Origin of the sequence: Streptomyces sp. NPDC008317, from assembly GCF_042955955.1 — a bacterium.
Classification (GTDB): domain Bacteria; phylum Actinomycetota; class Actinomycetes; order Streptomycetales; family Streptomycetaceae; genus Actinacidiphila.
Genome location: NZ_JBIBFQ010000006.1, coordinates 434,040 through 453,358 on the forward strand (window position 1 = coordinate 434,040; position 19,319 = coordinate 453,358).

The 19,319-nt window shown below is 72.3% G+C and carries 20 protein-coding genes; 8 read left to right on the top strand and 12 right to left on the bottom strand.

What is annotated here, in order from left to right:
• Positions 1-6 precede the first annotated feature (6 nt).
• The 3 genes from otsB to ACFY9V_RS22120 form a co-directional block, all read right to left on the bottom strand.
• Positions 7-849 (bottom strand): trehalose-phosphatase, encoded by an 843-nt coding sequence (gene otsB, locus ACFY9V_RS22110; RefSeq protein ID WP_391043051.1) that lies wholly within the window; start codon positions 847-849, stop codon positions 7-9.
• Between the two features lie 71 nt (positions 850-920).
• Positions 921-1,157 (bottom strand): DUF3263 domain-containing protein, encoded by a 237-nt coding sequence (locus ACFY9V_RS22115; RefSeq protein ID WP_188285385.1) that lies wholly within the window; start codon positions 1,155-1,157, stop codon positions 921-923.
• A 74-nt stretch (positions 1,158-1,231) separates the two neighbouring features.
• A complete protein-coding gene (locus ACFY9V_RS22120; protein ID WP_355337328.1) occupies positions 1,232-2,482 on the bottom strand; it encodes an extracellular solute-binding protein in 1,251 nt (416 codons plus the stop codon).
• Between the two features lie 406 nt (positions 2,483-2,888).
• Here ACFY9V_RS22120 and ACFY9V_RS22125 point away from each other — a divergent pair, with 406 nt between their 5' ends.
• The 3 genes from ACFY9V_RS22125 (at position 2,889) to ACFY9V_RS22135 (ending at position 6,159) form a co-directional block, all read left to right on the top strand.
• A complete protein-coding gene (locus ACFY9V_RS22125) occupies positions 2,889-3,821 on the top strand; it encodes an ROK family protein (protein WP_355337325.1) in 933 nt (310 codons plus the stop codon).
• Positions 3,821-4,984, top strand: coding sequence for an N-acetylglucosamine-6-phosphate deacetylase (gene nagA, locus ACFY9V_RS22130; RefSeq protein ID WP_391043049.1), 1,164 nt, complete (start codon positions 3,821-3,823; stop codon positions 4,982-4,984). Before ACFY9V_RS22125 ends, nagA begins: the two co-directional genes overlap by 1 nt.
• A 215-nt stretch (positions 4,985-5,199) precedes the next feature.
• Positions 5,200-6,159: a 1-phosphofructokinase family hexose kinase gene (locus ACFY9V_RS22135; RefSeq protein ID WP_355337319.1), complete on the top strand. Its 960-nt coding sequence runs from the start codon at positions 5,200-5,202 to the stop codon at positions 6,157-6,159.
• Between the two features lie 19 nt (positions 6,160-6,178).
• Here ACFY9V_RS22135 and ACFY9V_RS22140 read toward each other — a convergent pair whose 3' ends face one another.
• Positions 6,179-7,213 (bottom strand): carbohydrate-binding protein, encoded by a 1,035-nt coding sequence (locus ACFY9V_RS22140; RefSeq protein WP_391162500.1) that lies wholly within the window; start codon positions 7,211-7,213, stop codon positions 6,179-6,181.
• 224 nt (positions 7,214-7,437) lie between these two features.
• On the opposite strand from ACFY9V_RS22140, the gene ACFY9V_RS22145 reads away from it, so the two are divergent.
• The 5 genes from ACFY9V_RS22145 to ACFY9V_RS22165 all read left to right on the top strand — a co-directional run bounded on the left by ACFY9V_RS22145 (position 7,438) and on the right by ACFY9V_RS22165 (position 13,256).
• Complete coding sequence (locus tag ACFY9V_RS22145; RefSeq protein WP_391162573.1) at positions 7,438-8,403, top strand: SAM-dependent methyltransferase; 966 nt, start codon at positions 7,438-7,440, stop codon at positions 8,401-8,403.
• A 119-nt stretch (positions 8,404-8,522) separates the two neighbouring features.
• Positions 8,523-10,184 (top strand): Eco57I restriction-modification methylase domain-containing protein, encoded by a 1,662-nt coding sequence (locus tag ACFY9V_RS22150; protein WP_391162501.1) that lies wholly within the window; start codon positions 8,523-8,525, stop codon positions 10,182-10,184.
• Between the two features lie 65 nt (positions 10,185-10,249).
• The gene (locus ACFY9V_RS22155) at positions 10,250-10,978 is read left to right on the top strand and encodes a PaeR7I family type II restriction endonuclease (protein ID WP_391162502.1); all 729 of its coding nucleotides are present in this window, start codon (positions 10,250-10,252) and stop codon (positions 10,976-10,978) included.
• An 86-nt stretch (positions 10,979-11,064) separates the two neighbouring features.
• Positions 11,065-12,207, top strand: coding sequence for an NADH-quinone oxidoreductase subunit D (locus ACFY9V_RS22160; RefSeq protein WP_355337313.1), 1,143 nt, complete (start codon positions 11,065-11,067; stop codon positions 12,205-12,207).
• Positions 12,208-12,287: 80 nt separating this feature from the next.
• Positions 12,288-13,256, top strand: coding sequence for a sigma-70 family RNA polymerase sigma factor (locus ACFY9V_RS22165; protein WP_391162503.1), 969 nt, complete (start codon positions 12,288-12,290; stop codon positions 13,254-13,256).
• A gap of 13 nt (positions 13,257-13,269) precedes the next feature.
• On the opposite strand, the gene ACFY9V_RS22170 is transcribed toward ACFY9V_RS22165, so the two are convergent.
• From ACFY9V_RS22170 to folP, 8 genes are all read right to left on the bottom strand, one after another.
• Positions 13,270-14,304: a hypothetical protein gene (locus ACFY9V_RS22170; protein ID WP_391043041.1), complete on the bottom strand. Its 1,035-nt coding sequence runs from the start codon at positions 14,302-14,304 to the stop codon at positions 13,270-13,272.
• 456 nt (positions 14,305-14,760) lie between these two features.
• Positions 14,761-15,201 carry a rhodanese-like domain-containing protein gene (locus ACFY9V_RS22175; RefSeq protein ID WP_391043039.1) on the bottom strand — a complete coding sequence of 147 codons (441 nt, stop codon included), beginning with the start codon at positions 15,199-15,201 and terminating at the stop codon, positions 14,761-14,763.
• Positions 15,198-15,725 carry a cysteine dioxygenase gene (locus ACFY9V_RS22180; RefSeq protein WP_355337304.1) on the bottom strand — a complete coding sequence of 176 codons (528 nt, stop codon included), beginning with the start codon at positions 15,723-15,725 and terminating at the stop codon, positions 15,198-15,200. Before ACFY9V_RS22180 ends, ACFY9V_RS22175 begins: the two co-directional genes overlap by 4 nt.
• Positions 15,726-16,182: 457 nt before the next feature.
• Positions 16,183-16,677: a DUF3180 domain-containing protein gene (locus ACFY9V_RS22185; RefSeq protein ID WP_355337301.1), complete on the bottom strand. Its 495-nt coding sequence runs from the start codon at positions 16,675-16,677 to the stop codon at positions 16,183-16,185.
• 106 nt (positions 16,678-16,783) lie between these two features.
• Complete coding sequence (gene folK, locus ACFY9V_RS22190; protein WP_355337298.1) at positions 16,784-17,407, bottom strand: 2-amino-4-hydroxy-6-hydroxymethyldihydropteridine diphosphokinase; 624 nt, start codon at positions 17,405-17,407, stop codon at positions 16,784-16,786.
• The gene (folB, locus tag ACFY9V_RS22195) at positions 17,404-17,763 is read right to left on the bottom strand and encodes a dihydroneopterin aldolase (protein ID WP_355337295.1); all 360 of its coding nucleotides are present in this window, start codon (positions 17,761-17,763) and stop codon (positions 17,404-17,406) included. Before folB ends, folK begins: the two co-directional genes overlap by 4 nt.
• Before the next feature lie 136 nt (positions 17,764-17,899).
• On the bottom strand, positions 17,900-18,433 hold the full coding sequence (locus ACFY9V_RS22200) for a nuclear transport factor 2 family protein (protein WP_355337292.1): 534 nt from the start codon (positions 18,431-18,433) through the stop codon (positions 17,900-17,902).
• Positions 18,430-19,299: a dihydropteroate synthase gene (gene folP, locus ACFY9V_RS22205; protein WP_391162504.1), complete on the bottom strand. Its 870-nt coding sequence runs from the start codon at positions 19,297-19,299 to the stop codon at positions 18,430-18,432. Before folP ends, ACFY9V_RS22200 begins: the two co-directional genes overlap by 4 nt.
• Between the last annotated feature and the right edge of the window lie 20 nt (positions 19,300-19,319).

Below are 19,319 nucleotides of genomic sequence, written 5' to 3' on the forward strand. Positions count from 1 at the left end.
CCGGGCTCAGTCCAGGGCGTCCGCGAGGGCGTCGAGGAGGGAGACGACGCCCTCGGGGCCGGGGACGGCGAGGTCGGCGGCGCGGAGGACTTCCTCGGGCGTCTCGGGCGCGGCGCTGGCGACGAGCAGGCCGGGCAGGCCGTCCTCGCGCAGGGCCTGGACGGCGGCGAAGGCGGCGAGGTCGCCGAGGTCGTCGCCCGCGTAGAGCACCGAGCCGGCGCCGACCTCGCGGAGGTAGGCGGCCAGGGCGACGCCCTTGTCCACGCCGGGCGGGCGCAGTTCGAGGACGAAGCGGCCGGGCTCGACCATGAGGCCGTGCCGGGCGGCGAGTTCGGCCAGCGGACCGCGCAGCGCCTCGAAGGCGGCGTCGGGGTCCTCGGCGCGGCGGGTGTGGACGGCGACCGCGCGGCCCTTGTCCTCCACCCAGGTGCCGCGCCAGGCGCCGTTGCGGTCGAGGAAGCCGGGCAGCTCGGCGCGGACCGAGGTGACGCCGGGGTGGTCGCCGGGGGTGTGGACGGAGCCGGTGGGCGCGTCCCAGCGCTCGGCGCCGTAGTGGCCGAGCACGACGAGGTGTTCGAGTCCCGCGACCCCGGCGAAGCCGCCGTAGCGTACGGCGACGCCCGCCGGGCGGCCGGTGACGACGGCGACGGCGGCGAGGTGCGGGGCGAGCCTGACGAGGGCGGGGACGGCGCCGGGGTGGGCGCGGGCCTGCTCGGGGTCGGGCACGATCGGGGCGAGGGTGCCGTCGAAGTCAAGGGCGACGACGGCGCGTTCCGGCCGCGCGAGCAGCGCCGCGAGACCTTCCTTTCCCTCGGGCGTGGTGGGGGCGGGGATGTCGGCGGAGGCCATGCAGCCGACCCTACCCGCGTCCCCCGGGCGCATGCCCGGCGTACGGTGGCACGCGCGCCCCGCGCGGGCCGTCAGCGCAGGTCGCGGCGGGCGTCGCGCTCCTTGCGCAGCCGGTTGACCGTCACCGGGTCGTGGGCGACGGCCCGGGGGTCGTCCAGCAGGGCGTTGAGGAGCTGGAAGTACGCGGTCGGGGACATGCCGAGGCGTTCGCGTATGGCCCGTTCGCGCGGTCCCGGTCCGGTCCAGGTGCGGGCGGCGATGGCCAGGACGGCGATGTCGCGCGCGGAGAGCGGTTCTTCCCGTGTCATGGCGCCCCTCTCCCCTGTCGGTGCGGTCGGGCCGTCGGCGTACCCGACGGCCGTCACCGTACCGCCGAGGGCCGCTACTTGCCGGAGTCCGTCGTGAGCGCGAAGCGCTGGAGGTCGGACAGGACCGTCTTCGGGTCGCCGTGCACGGCCTGGCCGATGTTCTTCTTGACCTCGTCGCTGACCGGGCCCCACGAGGTCTTGTTGACGGGGTAGAACACGGCGTCGGGCAGCAGGTTCAGGAACTGGACCAGGTCCTTGTTGGCCGGGTTTTTCCGCATCGCCTGGGACGCGGTGATGGTCACCGGCAGCAGCCCGTACTGGTTGAGGAACTTCAGCGAATTCTGCTCGTTGAAGACGAACTGGAGGAATTTGCCGTCCGCGTCCCGGTTGCCGTTCTGCTTGAACGCCATCATCCAGTCGGCGACGCCGAGGGTGTCGCTGCTGGGGCCGCTCTGGCCGGGCAGCGGGACGACGCCGACGTCGATACCGGCGGCCTTGGCCTGGGTGAGCAGGGTGGGGTGGCCCATGACCATGCCCGCCTTGCCGGCCAGGAAGGCGGCGAAGGTGTCGCGGCGGTTGGTCTTGGCGGGGTCGGTCGGGCCGACCAGGCCGGTCTGGACGAGGTTCTTCTTGACCCAGGCGAACGCCTCGACGTTGGGCGCGGAGTCGAAGGTGTAGCTGCCGACGGTGTCGGTGTAGCCGCCCTGCGCGCCGAGCATCCACATCAGGGACTCGGCCTGCGCCTCCTCGGGGGCCAGCGGCAGTCCGTAGGGCACCTTCACGCCGTCGGCCTTGAGCTTGACCGCGTCGGCCTTGAGCTCGTCCCAGGTCTCGGGGGCGTGCTTGATGCCCGCGCTCTTGAAGAGCTTCTTGTTGTAGAAGAACATGCGCGAGCTGGAGACGAAGGGTATGCCGTACTGGGTGCGGTCCACGGAACCGGCGTTGACCATCGAGGGGATGAAGTCCGACTGCATGCTGATCGGGAACAGCTCGTCGGCGCTGTAGAGCTGCTTGCCGGCGGCGTAGGCCGCGTAGGAGCCGATCTGCGCGACGTCGGGGGCCTTGTTCGCCTTGACCATCTGGGCGACCTTGTCGTCCACGTGGTCCCAGTCGATGATCTCGACGTTGATCTTGATGTGCGGGTTGCGCGCCTCGAAGGAGCGCGCGAGGTCGTCCCAGTACGTCTTGGAGCTGTTGTTCGTCTTCGGGTCGCCGTAGTCGGCGGCGACGAAGTGCAGGGTGACGTCGCTGTTCAGCGGTGAACTGTTGCCGCACGCCGTAAGAGTGGTGATCGCCAGGGCCGACGTGATGCCGATCGCCGCCAAGCCGTGAAGTCGTCGCCGCTGCACCGTTCCTACCGCCTTCTTGCACACTTGCTCGCGTACCGCTACGGAAGCGTCGAGTCTTCCCCACACCTTTGCCCAAGGTCTACACCATGAGTGGTATCGCTTGCGCAACGGGTCCGCGCGCGGACCGGCGACGGGCACGCTCCGGGACCGGCGGGAGACCGGCACGCGAGCGGCACGCGACCTGCGCGGGACCGGCCCGGAAAGCGGCACGGAAAGCGGCACGGAACCGGCGTACGTCCGGCGGGCGTCCGTCGTGTGTCCCCCGGATGTCCCGTCGCGGCGCGCCCGAGTGTCCCGTTGCTCCGCAAACGCCGCCTGACGCGTGATCTTTCCTCGCCGAGTGGACTAGACCTTTTTAGGTGTTAGCCGCGACACTGTCCCCGTGAGACATGTCATCGCTCTCGATGTGGGCGGCACCGGAATGAAGGCCGCGCTGGTCGGCGCGGACGGAACGCTCCTGCACCAGGCGCGCCGTCCGACCGGCAGAGAACGCGGCCCCGACGCCGTGGTCGCCGCGATCCTCGACTTCGCGGCCGAACTGCGCGACCACGGCGTGCGCGAGTACGGCGAACCCGCCGCCGCGGCCGGGGTCGCGGTGCCGGGCATCGTCGACGACGTCAACGGGATCGCCGTCTACGCCGCGAACCTCCGCTGGAAGGACGTCCCGCTGCGGGCGTTGATGTCCGAGCGGCTGGACGGCGTACCGGTCGCGCTCGGCCACGACGTCCGCACCGGCGGCCTCGCCGAGGGCCGGATCGGCGCGGGCAACGGCGCCGACCGCTTCCTCTTCCTCCCGCTGGGCACCGGCATCGCGGGCGCCATCGGCATCGAGGGCCGGATCGAGGCGGGCGCGCACGGCTACGCGGGCGAGATCGGGCACATCGTGGTCCGCCCCGGCGGCCCGGAGTGCGGCTGCGGGCAGCGCGGCTGTCTCGAGGCGCTGGCCTCGGCGGGCGCGGTCTCGCGCGCCTGGGCCGAGGCGAGCGGCGACCCGGACGCGGACGCCGCGGACTGCGCGCGCGCCGTCGAGACCGGCGACCCGCGGGCGCTCGCGGTGTGGGGCGAGGCGATCGGCGCGCTGGCCGACGGCCTGGTCACCGGGCTCACCCTTCTGGACCCGCGCGTGCTGATCATCGGCGGCGGGCTCGCGGAGGCCGGGGACACCCTCTTCGGGCCGCTGCGCGCGGCCGTGGAGGCACGTATCACCTTCCAGAAACTCCCCCTCATCGTCCCCGCCGCGCTGGGGGACACCGCTGGATGCCTGGGCGCCGGCCTGCTCGCCTGGGATCTACTCTCCGTGGAGGTAACCGCCTGATGGCCCCCGTAACGACAACGCAGCGCACGGTGCTGGCGGGTGCCCGTGTGGTCCTGCCGTCAGGTGTGGTGGAAGGCGGCCGGCTGACCGTCGAGGGCACCCGGATCGCGGCGAACGAGGCCGACGAGCACGTCTCGACGGCCACCGTGGACCTCGCGGGCCACACCGTCGTGCCCGGCTTCGTGGACATCCACAACCACGGCGGCGGCGGCGCGTCCTTCACCTCGGGCACCGCCGACGACATCCTCACCGGTGTGCGCACCCACCGCGCGCACGGCACGACCACGGTGGTCGCCTCGACCGTCACCAACGCGCTGGACGTCCTGGCCAAGCAGGCCGGGCTGCTGTCCGAGCTGGTGGAGCAGGGCGACCTCGCCGGAATCCACTACGAGGGCCCGTTCATCTCGCCGTGCCGCAAGGGCGCGCACGACGAGGCGCTGCTGCGCGACCCCGACCCGGCCGATGTGCGCAAGCTGGTCGAGGCGGGCCGCGGGGCCGTCCGGATGGTCACCCTGGCGGCCGAACTGCCCGGCGGAATCGATTCCGTACGGCTGCTGGCCGACCTCGGCGTGATCGCGGCGATCGGCCACACCGACGCCACGTACGAGCAGACGCTGGAGGCCATCGACGCGGGCGCGACCGTGGCCACCCACCTGTTCAACGCGATGCCGCCGCTCCAGCACCGCGCGCCCGGCCCGATCGCGGCGCTGCTGGAGGACGAGCGGGTGACCGTCGAGCTGATCAACGACGGTACGCATCTGCACCCGGCCGTCCTGGAGCTGGCCTTCGGGAGCGCGGGCGCCGGGCGGGTCGCCTTCATCACCGACGCGATGGACGCGGCCGGTTTCGGCGACGGCCACTACGACCTGGGCCCGATGAAGGTCGAGGTGCTCGACGGGGTCGCGCGGCTGGTCGAGGGCGGCTCGATCGCCGGGTCGACGCTCACCCTGGACACCGCCTTCAAGCGGGCCGTCACGCTGGACGGGCTGTCGCTGACCGACGCCGTACGCGCCATCTCCACCAACCCGGCGCGGCTGCTCGGCCTGGACGACCGCATCGGCACGCTGGAGCCCGGCAAGGACGCGGACCTGGTGGTGCTGGACGCGGCGTACGACCTGGTGGGCGTCATGCGCAAGGGCGAGTGGGTCGTCCGGCCCGACTAGCCGTCGCCGGAGGGTGCGCCCGGCAGGTGTGTTCGGGGGCGTCCGGCAGGCGTGTGCGGGGGTGTCCGGGCGGTGAGTTCGGGGGCGTCCGGCAGGCGCGTGCGGGGGCGCCCGGGCGGTGAGTTCACCCGATTTTCGCGGATTCTCGCTAAAAGCTGCGTAACGGCGGTCGGCGCGCACTGGGCCGACCGCCGTACTTTTGTCATCATCGTCAGGTGATCATCACCGTCACGCTGAACGCCGCCCTCGATGTGACCTACCGGGTCCCGTCGCTCCGACCGCACTCCACCCACCGGGTCACCCACACCGCGGAACGCCCCGGCGGCAAGGGACTCAACGTCGCCCGCGTGCTGGCCGCGCTCGGCCGCCCCGCCGTCGTCACCGGCTTCGTCGGCGGCCCGGTCGGCGCCGAGCTGCGCGAACGGCTCGCCGAGCGGGCCGCCGAGTACGACGACGGGCTGCTGACCGACGCGCTGGTGCCCATCGCGGGCACCACCCGCCGCACGGTGGGCGTCGTGGACGACACGACCGGCGACACGACGATGTTCAACGAACCGGGGCCCACGGTCACCCCGCGCGAGTGGGGCGGGTTCCTGGAGCGCTACCGCGCGCTGCTCGCCGACGGCCGCGCGACGGCCGTGGCGCTGTGCGGCAGCCTGCCGCCGGGGCTGCCGGTGGGCGCGTACGCGGAGCTGGTGCGCGAGGCGCGGGCCGCCGGGGTGTTCGTGCTGCTGGACACCAGCGGGGAGCCGCTGCGCCGCGGGCTGGCCGCGCGCCCCGACCTGATCAAGCCGAACGCGGTGGAGCTGACCGGCCTGACCGGCTTCTCCGAGCCCGCCCGCGCGGCCGGTGACGCCCGGCGGCGCGGCGCCCGCGCGGTGGCCGCCTCGCTCGGCGAGGACGGGATGCTGGCGCTGACCGAGGAGGGCGGCTGGCAGGCGCTGCCGCCCGCGCGCCTGGCGGGCAATCCGACGGGCGCGGGCGACTCGGCGGTGGCGGGGCTGCTGTCCGGGCTCGCGGAGGGCCTGACGTGGCCGCGCCGGCTGGCGCGGGCCGTCGCGCTGTCGGCGGCCACGGTCGCGGCGCCCGCGGCGGGCGAATTCGACGCGGCCGTCTACGCGGAGCTGCTGCCCCAGGTGACGGTGGTGCCCGCGGAGCCCGGCGCGGCGGTGTGAGGGCGGGCCCCGGCGGCGGCTACTCGGTGACCTGGCCCTGCTTGAGTTCGAACTGGTCCAGGTTGACCGCGCACTGATTGCCCTGCTGGCAGCTCAGCGTCACGGTGTTGGAGCCCTCCTTGAGGTCGATCCAGGAGTAGGTGTGGTTGTTCCACGCCTTCGCCCAGTCCGTGTAGTGGCCGTAGTTCTTCAGATTGACGGGGCCGCTGCGCGCCTTGCCGTTCACCCCGAGGGTGAGCGTCGCGTCGTCGCCCGCGTTCCCGTAGTACGTGAAGAGCGTGTACGGGCCGTCCTTCGGCACCGTCACCGTCCACGTCACGGTCGCGCCGACCTGCGTCAGGTGGTCGACATAGGTGCCGCCCGCCGCGCTCGCACCCGGGTGCTCGGTGCTCGTCTGCGCGCCGCCCGTCAGGACGAGCGTCGAGGCGTCGGTCTTCTTCGAGTCGTACGGGGTCGGTTCCGCGGAGGCCGAAGGCGTCGTCTCGGTGGGCGCGGCCGAGGTGACCGCCGGGCTGGACGGCTTGTCGCTGGCCTTCTTGTCGCCGTCGCCCGAGCCGTTGGTCATCGCGAAGGCGATGCCGATGGCCACGGCCGCGACCACGGCGACCGCCGCGATCAGCAGGCCCTTGCGGTTGGGCGCGCCGCCGCCCTGCTGGCCGCCGCCGCCCGCGCGACGGGTGTGCGGGGGCTGCGCGGGAGGCTGCTGACCGGGATAACCCTGCTGACCCGGATATCCCTGCTGGCCCTGCTGCCCTTGCTGGCCGCCGTACTGCTGCTGGCCGGGCTGCTGGCCGTACGCCTGCGTCTGCTGCTGGGTCTGCTGCGGATAGCCGTAACCGGCGGGCGACTGCTGCTGCGGGTAGCCGTAGCCCGAGGGCGTCTGCGGCGGCTGCGGACGACGCTCACCGACCCGCTGGATCTGGTGGTGCGAGGTACGCGGCATGCCCGGCTGCTGCACCGGGGCCTGCTCGGGCTGCTGCTCGCCGCCCTCCGACCGGTAGAGATAACCGAACGGGTCGTCGTTCTCAGGGGCGCCGTCGTTTCCGGCAGTCATCCGCTGTCCACTCCCTCACTGCACTGCACACACGCTGCACACGCCGTCGCGGCGCCTGTGGTATCTCCGGAACACTACCGGCCCCGAGAGACACCCCGCTCAAGCCTTCGACGCATCTCCAGGTCAGGAAGGTTCCCCTGTGAGCAGGCACACTTCACCGGACACGTACCGTTAACCCCGTGGACAGCGAGTGGCGGGAGCGGTGGGTGCCCTGGCGGGAGGCCATGGACCGCGCCCTGTACGGCCCCGAGGGCTTCTTCGTACGGGAGCGGCCCGCGGTGCATTTCCGTACCTCCGTGCACGCCTCCGCGCTCTTCGCGGGGGCCGTCGCCGAGCTGCTGGTCCGGGTCGACGCGGCCCTCGGGCATCCGGCCGAGCTGGCCTTCACCGACATGGGCGCGGGCCGCGCGGAGCTGTGCTCCGGGGTGCTGGCCGCGCTCCCCGCGCCGGTCGCCGGCCGCGTACGCGTCCACGCCGTCGAACGCGCGCCGCGCCCGCCGGGCCTCGACCCGCGGATCACCTGGAGCGACCGGCCGCCGCGCGGTGTGCGCGGCCTGCTCTTCGCCAACGAGTGGCTGGACAATGTGCCGCTCGACGTCGCCGAGACGGACGGGGCGGGCGTGCCCCGCCAGGTGCTGGTCCGCCCGGCCGACGGCGCGGAGCGCCTCGGCGAGCCGGTGCGCGGCGCCGACGCGCGGTGGCTGGAGCGGTGGTGGCCGCCGTCGCCGGAGCCCGGTGCCCGCGCCGAGATCGGGCTGCCGCGCGAGGCCGCCTGGGCCGAGGCGGTCGGCTCGCTGGACGCCGGGGCGGCCGTCGCCGTCGACTACGCCCACACGCGCGCGGCGCGGCCCCCGTACGGCACGCTCACCGGCTACCGCGACGGCCGCCAGGTGGAGCCCGTCCCCGACGGCTCCCGCGACCTCACCGCCCATGTCGCCCTCGACGCCCTGCCGGGCACGGCGCTCCCCCAACGCGCCGCCCTGCGCTCCCTCGGCCTCTCCGCCGCCCGCCCCCCGCTCGCCCTGGCCGCCGCCGACCCGGCCGCCTACGTCCGCGGCCTCGCCGCCGCGGGCGAGGCCGCCGAACTGACCGCCCGCGGCGGCCTCGGCGACTTCACCTGGCTGGTGACCCCGACGGGGTCACCAGCCGCAATCGCGGCCCTCCGCACGAAGGTCAGTGCATTCATCTAGGAGCGTGATCTGCACTCGGAACATGGCCACCTGTCCCCGGCTGGCCTCCGGTCGGTGTCATCCGGCGCGGGGGTACCGAGGTTCCGGCGGCTGTCAGCCGGTGCAACTAGTCTTCCTCCATGCGTCTCTCAGCGTCCGACTTCACCCCAGTCAGACCCCCTTCGGCCAATTTCGGTGCGGTGTTCACACGACGCTGGGTAGTCGAGTTGATCCTGGACCTGTGCGGTTATGAGGTGGAGAACGACCTGACCCGGCTGTGCGCGGTGGAACCCGCAGTCGGCTCCGGGGCGTTCTTCGCCGTCATGGTGGAGCGACTTACGGAATCCCGGCAAAAGCATGCGCCGGATCTCGACTGGCAAGACCTCGCCGGGTGCCTCCAGGGGTGGGACCTGCAGATCGATCAAGTGCACAACTGCCGCGAAGCCGCAGTCGAGGCCCTCGTCAAGGCAGGTTGTCCCGCCGCGTCCGCATGGGAGTTGGCGAGCGGGTGGGTCCGGTCGGGAGACTTCCTCCTAGCGGAACACAACGCGCAGACAGCGGATCTCGTCGTAGGCAATCCGCCGTACATCCGGATCGAGGACCTCGACGCGCGACTGCTGGCCGCATACCGGAGCGCCTGCCCGACGATGGGAGGGCGAGCCGACGTGTACATCGGCTTCTTCGAGCGAGGTCTCGACTTGCTCAAGCCAGGTGGCAAGTTGGGTTTCATCTGCGCGGACCGTTGGATGCGTAATCAGTACGGGAGACGGCTGCGAGAGAAGATCGTCTCCGGTCCGTTCGCCATGGACGCTTCGCTCGTCATGCATGACACACAGGTGTTTCTCGATGAAGTGAGCGCCTATCCGGCGATCGCCGTGCTCCGTCGCGGCGCCCAGGGACCGGCCGTCCTCGGCGACGCCGTGCAGTCCTTCGGAGCTGACGGTGCCGCCGAGTTCGCGGACTGGGCACACGGTACCGGCGAGAGCCTGCGAGGTGTCGGCGTCACAGCCAGCCGTATCCCGGCTTGGCACTCGACCAGCGAATCCTGGCCCGAGGGCTCGCCCGCCGTCCTCGCCTGGTTGGAGTATCTCGCCGAGCACTGCGCGCCATTGCAGGATGAGCGAACTGGTACACGGATCAGCATCGGCGTGGCCACCGGTGCCGACGCCGTCTTCGTGACCAAGGACCCGGACGTCGCAGAGAAGGAACGCATGCTTCCGTTGTCCATGGTCACCGACACCAAATCGGGTTCGTTTGCCTGGAGCGGCCACTACTTGGTCAACCCATGGGACGAGGAAGGGCTCGTCGATATCGCCCGCTGGCCGCGCATGAGCCGGTATCTGACAAACCACGCTGCCACGTTGCTGGGGCGGTCGATCGCACGTCGGAGTGGTCCCAACTGGTATCGCACAATCGATCGTGTCTCTATGGGGCTTATCGAACAGCCAATGCTCCTTCTGCAGGACATGAAGGCGTACATCCATCCTGTGCTGGCTCCGGCCGGGTTCTATCCACATCACAACCTTTACTACCTCGTGTCCGAGGAGTGGGATCTGGAGGCGCTGGGGGGCCTTCTCCTGAGTGAGGCGGTAGAGCGCCAGGTCTCGGCGTACTGCGTAAAAATGCGGGGCAAGACCATGCGCTTCCAGGCCCAGTACCTGAGGCGGGTCCGAGTACCGGAGCTGGCGAGCATCCCTGAGGACGTGCTGACAGAACTCAAAGCCGCGTTCCGGGAGCGAGACCGTGTGCGTGCGTCCACAGCCGCGCTGAAGGCATACGGGATGAGAGCGCTTCCGGAGTGACGCGACCCCGGTGACTTTCCAGATCTCGGCCCTGAGACGGGCAGACTCATCCAGCAGGAGAACGCATGAGGCACAGTGCGCGCAAACGGGTCGATTTTGCCTTGCGGAATTGGATCGATGTCCGTTTTCAGCAAGCAACACAGTCGACCGCGGCAGGGAAGGCTCAGGAGGGCAGCCGTTCAGCGGTTACAGGAGGCCGCCATCTTGACGCGGTGGACCGTCTCGTCCGAGAGGAGCTCACAGCCACCGGTGCGCGGGGGTTGAAGTTCCTCACAGGCCGGGATGCCACGCTGCCAGGCTTCTATCGAGCCACTAAGTCTTGGGACCTTCTCGCTCTCCAGGACGGAAACCCTGTGCTCGCGGTGGAGTACAAGTCCATGAAGGGCAGTGAGGGCAAGAACCTCAACAACCGCGCCGACGAAGTATTCGGTGTCGCGGAGGACCTCCGCCAAGCCGAGATCAGGGGCCTACTCCCGGCAACGATGCGCCGGGCATATGTCTTCGTGATGGGAGTGACTCCCGACAGTCTGGCCCCGCGTCGTACTCAGAACGTGGCAGCCGGGGAAACGGACCCGATATTCGACGGCGTCGGATACCTGGAGCGGGCCGCCATCATGTGCGAACGCATGCAGGAGACAGGCCTCTACCACTTCGCTTGGGCCGTGGGCGTACACGAGTCTCCGTTCAGTTGGGTGGAGCCTCGTCCCGCTGTGACCTGGGAAAATTTCGCACGTGGGTTGGGCGAGATGTTCGAGGACGGCGAGGTGAGACCGCTCCCGAAGCGCGCGGTCTGAAAGCTGAACAGGAGCTCACTACGCCCGCGGGGTGGTCGTGCGGGGAGCCCACCCAAGTGTGGAGGCGGGCCTGAGAGGATGGCGGCATGACGGAGACCACGATCGGAGTCGGCGGGGCGGCCGAGGGCACCGACATGGTGCTGAACATCGGGCCGCAGCACCCGTCCACGCATGGGGTGCTGCGCTTGCGGCTGGTGCTGGACGGGGAGCGGATCCGCAGCGCGGAGCCGATCGTCGGATACATGCACCGGGGCGCGGAGAAGCTGTTCGAGGCGCGGGACTACCGGCAGATCGTGATGCTGGCGAACCGGCACGACTGGCTGTCGGCGTTCGCGAACGAGCTGGGTGTGGTGCTGTCGGTCGAGCGGATGCTCGGCATGGAGGTGCCGGAGCGCGCGGTGTGGACGCGGACGCTGCTCGCGGAGCTGAACCGGGTGCTGAACCACCTGATGTTCCTGGGCTCGTACCCGCTGGAGCTGGGCGGGATCACGCCGATCTTCTACGCCTTCTCCGAGCGGGAGAACCTCCAGCACGTGATGGAGGAGGTCTCCGGCGGCCGGATGCACTACATGTTCAACCGGGTCGGCGGCCTGAAGGAGGACCTGCCCAACGGCTGGCAGGGGCGGGTGCGCCAGGCGGTCGCCGGGGTGCGGTCGCGGATGGGCCGCTTCGACGACCTGGTGCTCGGCAACGAGATCTTCCGCGGCAGGACCCGCGGTGTCGGCGTCCTGTCCCGCGAGGCCGTGCACGCGTACGGCGTCAGCGGGCCGATCGCGCGCGGCTCCGGCGTCGACTTCGACCTGCGGCGCGACGAGCCGTATCTGGCGTACGGGGAGCTGGGCGACACCCTGAGGGTGGTCACCAGGACCGAGGGCGACTGCCTGGCGCGCTTCGAGGTGCTGCTGGAGCAGACGCACAACGCGCTGGACCTCGCGGACGCGTGCCTGGACCGGCTGGCGGAGCTGCCGCCGGGGCCGATCAACCAGCGGCTGCCGAAGGTGCTCAAGGCCCCCGAGGGGCACACCTACGCGTGGACCGAGAATCCGCTCGGCATCAACGGCTACTACCTGGTGTCGAAGGGCGAGAAGACGCCGTACCGGCTGAAGCTGCGCTCCGCGTCGTACAACAACATCCAGGCGCTGGCGGTGCTGCTGCCGGGCACGCTGGTGTCGGACATGGTCGCGATCCTCGGGTCGATGTTCTTCGTGGTCGGCGACGTCGACAAGTAGCGCCGCCGGGCGGTCCGCGCGTCACATTCGGGGTCACTGGTCCGTCAGGAGAGTGACGACATGTGACGGAGGACCGACCGATGGACGCACCCATGGACGACGGCTTGGACGACGGTGGGCACGACGGCCTGGAAGACGGCAGGCACGACGGCAAGGACGACAGAGAGCTGCTGGCGGCGCGGTTCGAGGCGAACCGCGCCCATCTGCGGGCCGTGGCCTACCGGATGCTCGGCTCGGCCGACGAGGCGGACGACGCCGTCCAGGAGGCGTGGCTGCGGCTGAACCGCACCGACGCCGCCGAGGTCCGCAACCTGGGCGGCTGGCTGACCACGGTGGTCGGCCGGGTCTGCCTGGACATGCTGCGCTCGCGCCGCACCCGCCGCGAGGAGCCGATCACCGCGCCGGACGGATACGAGTACGGGTACGTGGGCGCGGTGACGCTGCCCGCGCCGGGGCCCGAGCAGCAGGCCCTGCTGGCCGACTCGGTGGGGCTCGCCCTGCTCGTCGTCCTGGAGACCCTGGACCCGGCCGAACGGCTCGCCTTCGTGCTGCACGACATGTTCGCCGTGCCCTTCGACGACATCGCGCCCATCGTGGAGCGCACCCCCGCCGCCGCCCGCCAGCTCGCCAGCCGCGCCCGGCGCCGCGTCCAGGGCGGCACCGAGGTCTCCGACCCCGACCCGGCGCTGCGGCGCGCGGCCGTCGAGGCGTTCCTCGCCGCGGCGCGCGACGGGGACTTCGACGCGCTCCTGGCGGTCCTGGACCCCGAGGTCACCGTCCGCTCCGACGTCCCCGGGCGGCCCGGCGTCACCTCCACCCGCCGGGGCGCGGCCAACGTCGCGCGCGGCGCGGTCAGTTACGCCGCGATGGCCTCCACGGCGCGGCTGGTGCTGGTCGACGGGCTCCTGGCGGCGGCGGTGGACCTGGACACCGCGGACGCGCGGGTCCTGACCTTCGCGGTCTCGGCGGCGGACGGGCGGATCACGGCCGTCGACATCGTCACCGAGCCGGGGCGGCTGGCCGCGCTGGACGTGCGCCCGCTGGCGTGAATCCCCCGCGCCGTCAGGCCTGGGCGCGCAGTTCCGACATGTCGAGCTGTTCGGTCTCGTCGTGGGCCGTGAGGTCGATGACCTCGGGGCCCGACTCCGCGACGGCCTGGGCGTGTTCCGCGACGGCCTCGTCCCCCACGACGTCGTCCAGGTCGGCCACGTCGTCCAGCGCGTCCACCCCGGAGACGTCCTCCGGGTCCGCACCGCCCGCGGGCTTCTGCGTGCCGAAGAAGTCGAAGCCGCCGATGGCCCGGCTGCCGTTGCCGCCGGGGGCGCCCGGCGAGCGCTGGGGCTGCGCGTAGGGCAGGACGGCGGCGGCGACGGCCGGGACGAGGCGGTGTTCGCGGACCGGCAGTCCGGCCGGTGACGTGGCGGGCGCGGCGGTCCGGGTGTGGCTCTCGGCCTCCGCCGCGTGGCGGCCCTGCGGCTCGTCCTCGGGGCCCGCGGTGTCGCGGCGGCGGGCGTCCTCGACGGTGCGCCTGGCCTGCTGGCGGGCGGCGTTGCGGCCGAGGTCCCGCAGCGCCTGATCGGCCTTGAGGAAGGCGGCGGGGCCGACCGGCGAGGCACCGCCGGTGAGGGCGAGCTGCCGCGGGGCGGAGTCCAGTTGGAGCTGACGGCGGCTCTCCAGCACCTGGGCGCGCTCGCTCTCGGCGGTGGCGTACCGGCGGAGCAGGTCGGCGTGCTCGGTGCGGAGCCTGGCCAATTCCCCGCGCTTGGCCCGGAGTTTCTTCTCCAGGCGCCCGCGTATCTCGCGGGACTCCTCCAGGTCCGTCTCCAACTCGGCGGCCCGCTCGTCGGTCCGCCACTCCTCGCGGACGCGCGCCGCTTCGAGTTCGGCGACCGTACGGCCGGCGGAGCGGTCCCAGGTGCGGGCGAGGGCGGCGCCCGCGCACGCGGTCAGCGCGGTGGCGACGGTGAGCACCCGGATCACGCCCGTATCGCCGGAGAACAGGGCGGCGGCGGCGAGGACCGCGGCGCTGCCGACGACGGTCAGCGGCGGCAGCATCCGGTGCAGCGGCTGCGAATGGCGGTGACGTCCACGGGGCATGGCCAGAAATTTAGCGTGTGTGAAGGGATCGTGGGGAGGCGGGTCCCGAATATCTGGGCGGATTCTCACGGCGATTCGTCCGGCGAATACGGAGGGCATTCGGCGCTGCACGATGTGTCCCCCCATGTGCCGTCGGCCAATGCCGTCCTCATGTGCCGCCGCGGCGGCGCCGAGGCCCGCCCGCGCCGCCCCACCGGGCCCCGGGGCCGCCCCCGTTGGGCCCGGCGCGGGGTCCGGTGCCGGGCCCAACGGGGGCGATTACGGCGGCGCCGATACCCAGGTTCGGCGACCTGGGTCCGACGTCAACTCCGGTTCGCGGAAGGGGTTGTTGGGGTATTCCCCGACGCACTCCGGGAATTTGATCTTGAGCTTCCCCGCGACGGGATCAGAGCCGCGATCAGAGCCGCGATCGGTAGCGGGATCAGTACCGCGATCGGTAGCGGGATCAGTAGCGGATCAGAAAGCGCCTTCGGCCTGTGCCGCGATGTGCGCGGTGGGGACCGTCGGGGTGCCGTCCGGCGCGGTGACCGGCAGGCCCGCCGCGCGCCACGCCTGGAAACCGCCGTCCAGGTCGGTGGCCGCGCGCAGTCCGAGGTCCTGGAGGGAGGCGGCGGCGAGCGAGGACGCGTACCCCTCGTTGCAGATCACCACGACGGTCAGGCCGGGGCCCGTCGCCTGCGGGAGGCGGTGGGTGCCCTCGGGGTCCAGCCGCCATTCGAGTTCGTTGCGCTCGACGATGACGGCGCCGGGGATCGTGCCGTCGCGGTCGCGCAGCGCGCCGTAGCGGATGTCGACCAGCAGGGCGCCGTCGTGTTCCGCGGCGCGGGCGGCGGCCTCGGGGCCCAGCCGGTCCAGCCGGGCCCGTACGGCCGCCAGGCGCGCGTCGAGCGCGGTCACCACTCCTCCGGGCGCTCGACCAGCTCCAGGCGCAGCGTGCTGCCCTTGCGGCTGTAGCGGCGGATCAGCGGCAGCGGCGGGTAGTAGGCGTGCACCGAGACGGCGTGCGAGGACGGGGAGCTGTTGGTGACCTGGTGGACGTGGTTGCGGCCGAAGGCGCGGCCGACGCCTTCCGGCAGCACGCGCCTGCGGTCCAGGCCCTCGGCCAGTTCCAGGGAGCGCCAGCCCTCGGAGGGCAGCGGCACGGACAGCGACTGCTCGGTCAGCTCACCGGCGGCGGTGACGAAGACGCCGTACGAGCCGCCGTGGTCGTGCCAGCCGGTCTCGGCGCCGGGCGGCCAGCCGATCAGCCACGCCTCCGCGCCGCCGGGGCCCTCCAGCCGTACCCAGGTGCGGCCTTCGGGGTCGAGCGGCAGATCGCCGACGACGGCGGGGTCGGCGGCCACCTTGCGGGCGAAGTCGAGGAGATCGGCGGCGGTGGGAGCGGCGGGAGCGGTCGAGGGCGCGGTGGAGACAGTGGACACGGCGGAGGCGGAAGCGGCGGCGGGTTCGGACGAGGGAGCAGCGGAATTCAAGGGACACCACCCGGGGATACGCCGCGTCGGCGGGCAGCGGGGGCGTGCGTACGAGAGATCCCTTGAGAATGAAGCGTGCCGGGTTCGTACGAAAATCAGGCCGGGGCTGCGGCTACGACGCGAAAGATGAACGAAGGACGTCGGAGGCGCGCGTCAGCGCGCGGTCGTACAGATGCAGCCCGCGTACCGGACGAGGTCCAGGTGGACCTTCCGGTGCAGATGCCATCCGGGTTCGCTCACGTAGCGGACTGAACCACGCCACCCGCCCACCGGTCAAGCCGGACGTCCGAGTGGTGGCGTCGGCCCCGCAACGGCGGGGACCACGGGTGTCGGATACGTCTCAGGATGCGGGATACGTACCCGGGGGCGGGAGGTGCGGCCGGGACACGGGCACCTCGGGCGCGGGTCAGCGGCGGTGCGGGGTCGTGCCGTGCGGCACCGTGTCGTCGTCCTCGGGGAGGCGGCAGACCCGCTCAAGGAAGATCGCGGCGGCGATCACCGCGATCCCGGCGACGACGGCCAGGCCCGCGTAGATGGCCTGCTGGCGGCGCGGGTCCATGTCGAGGTCGTACATCACCAGGTAGAGCCCGGTGCCCGCGTACATGCCGACGACGAGGGCCGCGACCAGGGCGCTGGCCTGGCCGAAGACGACCGCGCGGGCGGCGGCCAGCGGGTCGACGCCCTTGGCGCCCGGGTGCCGTTCGCGCTGCGCCTTGAGCCGGGCGCGCAGCGACAGCGCGGTGGCCAGGAGCGCGACGGCGATCAGCGCGAGCACGATCGGCGCGGCGACCGGCACGCCCGGCAGCGTCCCGACGTGGTCCCACAGCCGCGCGGCAGCCCATGAGAGCACGCCCGCCACCGCGAAGAGCCCCGCCAGCGTCCTGATCCGCAGCGTCCTCACCGAGTGCCCGCCTCCACTTTCTGTGCAGTGCGCCGTCCGCGCGCCTGTGTGCGCTCGTCCGCCCGCGCCCGCCCGTGGCGGATGCGCGGTACGCAGGTCCCAACGATTATTCGGGCAGCCGGAGTTCCACGTCCGTGCGCCGTCGCACCCCCGCGGAGCCGACCGCCCCGATCAGTTCCGCGACCGGGCCGTGCCCCGGCAGTTCGGCCGCCGGGTCCACGTCGTACCACGGCACGAGCACGAAGGCACGCTCGTGGGCGCGCGGGTGCGGAAGTGTCAGCGCCGGGTCGTCGGAGGCCACGTCCTGGTACGCGATGATGTCGACGTCGATGGTGCGCGGCCCCCAGCGCTCGGTGCGCACCCGCAGGAACGCCTCCTCGATGGCCTGGGCGCGCTCCAGCAGCGACTCGGGCGGCAGCGTGGTGCGCACCAGCGCCACCGCGTTGAAGTACGTGGCCTGGGAGCCCTCGGGGACGCCCCAGGGCTCGGTCTCGTACACGTGCGAGACGGCCTTGACCCGGACGCCCGGGGTGTCCTCCAGCGCGTCGACCGCGCCCTGCAGGGTCTCCAGCCGGTTGCCGAGGTTGCCGCCGAGGGCGATCACCGCGGTCTTGGGGTTGTTCAGGGTGAAGTCCGCCGCGTCGACCTGCGCGACCACGGAGGCCGGTACGGGCTGCACGGTCGGGTCGAACGCGGGCTTGTGGGCGTGCTCCCGACGGGGGGAGTTCACGGGCGCCTCCGGGTGATGGTCACGGTCACGTCGTCGAAGGGCACGGTGATCGGCGCGTCCGGTTTGTGCACGGTCACCTCGACCTCTTGCACGACGTCGTGCGCCAGGCACGTGTCGGCGATGCGCTGGGCGAGGGTTTCGATGAGGTCGACCGGTTCGCCGGAGACGACGGCCGTGACCTCTTCGGCGACCACACCGTAATGCACGGTTCTGGTGAGGTCGTCATCGGCCGCCGCGGGGGCCGTGTCGAGGCCCAGCACGAGGTCCACGACGAAGACCTGGCCGTCCTCGCGCTCGTGCTCGAACACACCGTGGTGGCCCAGGGCCTTCAGGCCCCGCAGCGTGACACGATCCACGAACTCTCTCCCGCCGGTCGGTCGGACGGCCGCCGTCCGGGGTGTCCCGGCCGGCGGCGGACGGGGCGGTCCGCCCCGTCGTCTGCTCCGAATCTACCGTCGGTCACCGACAGAGCCGGTCACGGGCGGCCCCCGGTCACGCTCCCGCCGTTCCGTCGAAGCCCTCGTCGTCCAGCAGATCGTCGCCGGGACCGCCGGATCCGCCGGGGCCCTCGCCGTCCTCGTCGTCCTCGTCGTCGTCCTCCGCCAGCACCGGCGAGCCGTGGTGGACCCACATCCGCCAGCCGTCGGCGGTGCGTCGGAAGACGTTGGTGGCCACCACCAGGCCGCCGACGAGCGAGCCCGCGGAGCCGTCCTCCTCGGCGGGGCCGCCGGTCAGGATGTTCTCGGTGCAGGTGACCACCGCGCTGTCGCCGTCAACGGCGACCTCCACGTCGGTCAGGAAGAACTGGATGTAATCCGTGTTGGCCATGATCAGCGCGTACGACCGCATGACCTCGCGGCGTCCGCGCAGCACCGGCCAGCCGGGGTGCACGACGGCCACCGACTCGGCCAGCGGCCCGTCCAGGACCACCGACTCCAGCGCGTCCAGGTCCGAGGTCTCCACGGCGTCGTAGAACGCCTGGTTGGCCCGCTCGACGGCGCGGGCCTCCGCGGTGCGCGGCGTCATGCGCGGACCCCCCCGATCTCGATGGCGCGGGCGACGCGGACGGCGTCGGCGCTGGCGTGCACCTCGTGGACGCGGACCGCCCAGGCGCCCTCGCGGGCGGCGATGGCGGTGACGGCCGCGGTGGCCGCGTCGCGTTCCCTGGCGGGCGGCGGTTCGCCGTTGTCACCGGCCAGGATGCGGCCGAGGAACCGCTTGCGGGAGGCGGCGACCAACAGCGGACGGCCCAGTTCGCGCAGCGCGCCCAGGTGGGCCAGCAGCGTCAGGTCGTGGTCCGCGGTCTTCGCGAAGCCCAGGCCCGGGTCGAGGATCACCAGGCCGGGGTCGATGCCGCCGGCCACCGCCCGGTCCAGGCCCGCGCGCAGTTCGGTGACGACCTCGCCGAGCACGTCGGTGTAGACGGCGCGGTTGTTCATGTCGATGCTCTGGCCGCGCCAGTGCATGACGACGAACGGCACCCCGGCGGCGGCGACCGCGGGGACCATCGCGGGGTCGGCGAGGCCGCCGCTCACGTCGTTGACCAGCCGGGCGCCCGCGGCGACCGCCTGCTCGGCGACCGAGCCGCGCATCGTGTCGACGCTGACCAGCACCCCGGCCGCGGCCAGCTCCCGCACCACCGGCACGACCCGGCGCAACTCCTCCGCCTCGTCGACCCGCTTGGCGCCGGGCCGGGTGGACTCGCCGCCCACGTCCACCATGTCGGCGCCCTGCGCCACGAGATCGAGGCCGTGCTTGACGGCCAGCTCCGGGTCGAACCACCGCCCGCCGTCGGAGAACGAGTCGGGCGTGACGTTCACCACGCCCATGACCGCGCAGCGGTCCCACTCCGGCAGTCCGACGGGCCTGACGCGGCCCAGCAACGTACTCATGCGCCCAGCGTAGGGGCTAC

What these genes read in the sequence shown, in the direction of transcription:
- otsB (WP_391043051.1), bottom strand. Translation starts at nt 849, where the DNA reads ATGGCCTCCGCCGACATCCCCGCCCCCACCACGCCCGAGGGAAAGGAA.
- ACFY9V_RS22115 (WP_188285385.1), bottom strand. Translation starts at nt 1,157, where the DNA reads ATGACACGGGAAGAACCGCTCTCCGCGCGCGACATCGCCGTCCTGGCC.
- nagA (WP_391043049.1), top strand. Translation starts at nt 3,821, where the DNA reads ATGGCCCCCGTAACGACAACGCAGCGCACGGTGCTGGCGGGTGCCCGT.
- ACFY9V_RS22140 (WP_391162500.1), bottom strand. Translation starts at nt 7,213, where the DNA reads ATGACTGCCGGAAACGACGGCGCCCCTGAGAACGACGACCCGTTCGGT.
- ACFY9V_RS22145 (WP_391162573.1), top strand. Translation starts at nt 7,438, where the DNA reads ATGGACCGCGCCCTGTACGGCCCCGAGGGCTTCTTCGTACGGGAGCGG.
- ACFY9V_RS22150 (WP_391162501.1), top strand. Translation starts at nt 8,523, where the DNA reads ATGCGTCTCTCAGCGTCCGACTTCACCCCAGTCAGACCCCCTTCGGCC.
- ACFY9V_RS22155 (WP_391162502.1), top strand. Translation starts at nt 10,250, where the DNA reads ATGAGGCACAGTGCGCGCAAACGGGTCGATTTTGCCTTGCGGAATTGG.
- ACFY9V_RS22160 (WP_355337313.1), top strand. Translation starts at nt 11,065, where the DNA reads ATGACGGAGACCACGATCGGAGTCGGCGGGGCGGCCGAGGGCACCGAC.
- ACFY9V_RS22165 (WP_391162503.1), top strand. Translation starts at nt 12,288, where the DNA reads ATGGACGCACCCATGGACGACGGCTTGGACGACGGTGGGCACGACGGC.
- ACFY9V_RS22170 (WP_391043041.1), bottom strand. Translation starts at nt 14,304, where the DNA reads ATGCCCCGTGGACGTCACCGCCATTCGCAGCCGCTGCACCGGATGCTG.
- ACFY9V_RS22200 (WP_355337292.1), bottom strand. Translation starts at nt 18,433, where the DNA reads ATGACGCCGCGCACCGCGGAGGCCCGCGCCGTCGAGCGGGCCAACCAG.
- folP (WP_391162504.1), bottom strand. Translation starts at nt 19,299, where the DNA reads ATGAGTACGTTGCTGGGCCGCGTCAGGCCCGTCGGACTGCCGGAGTGG.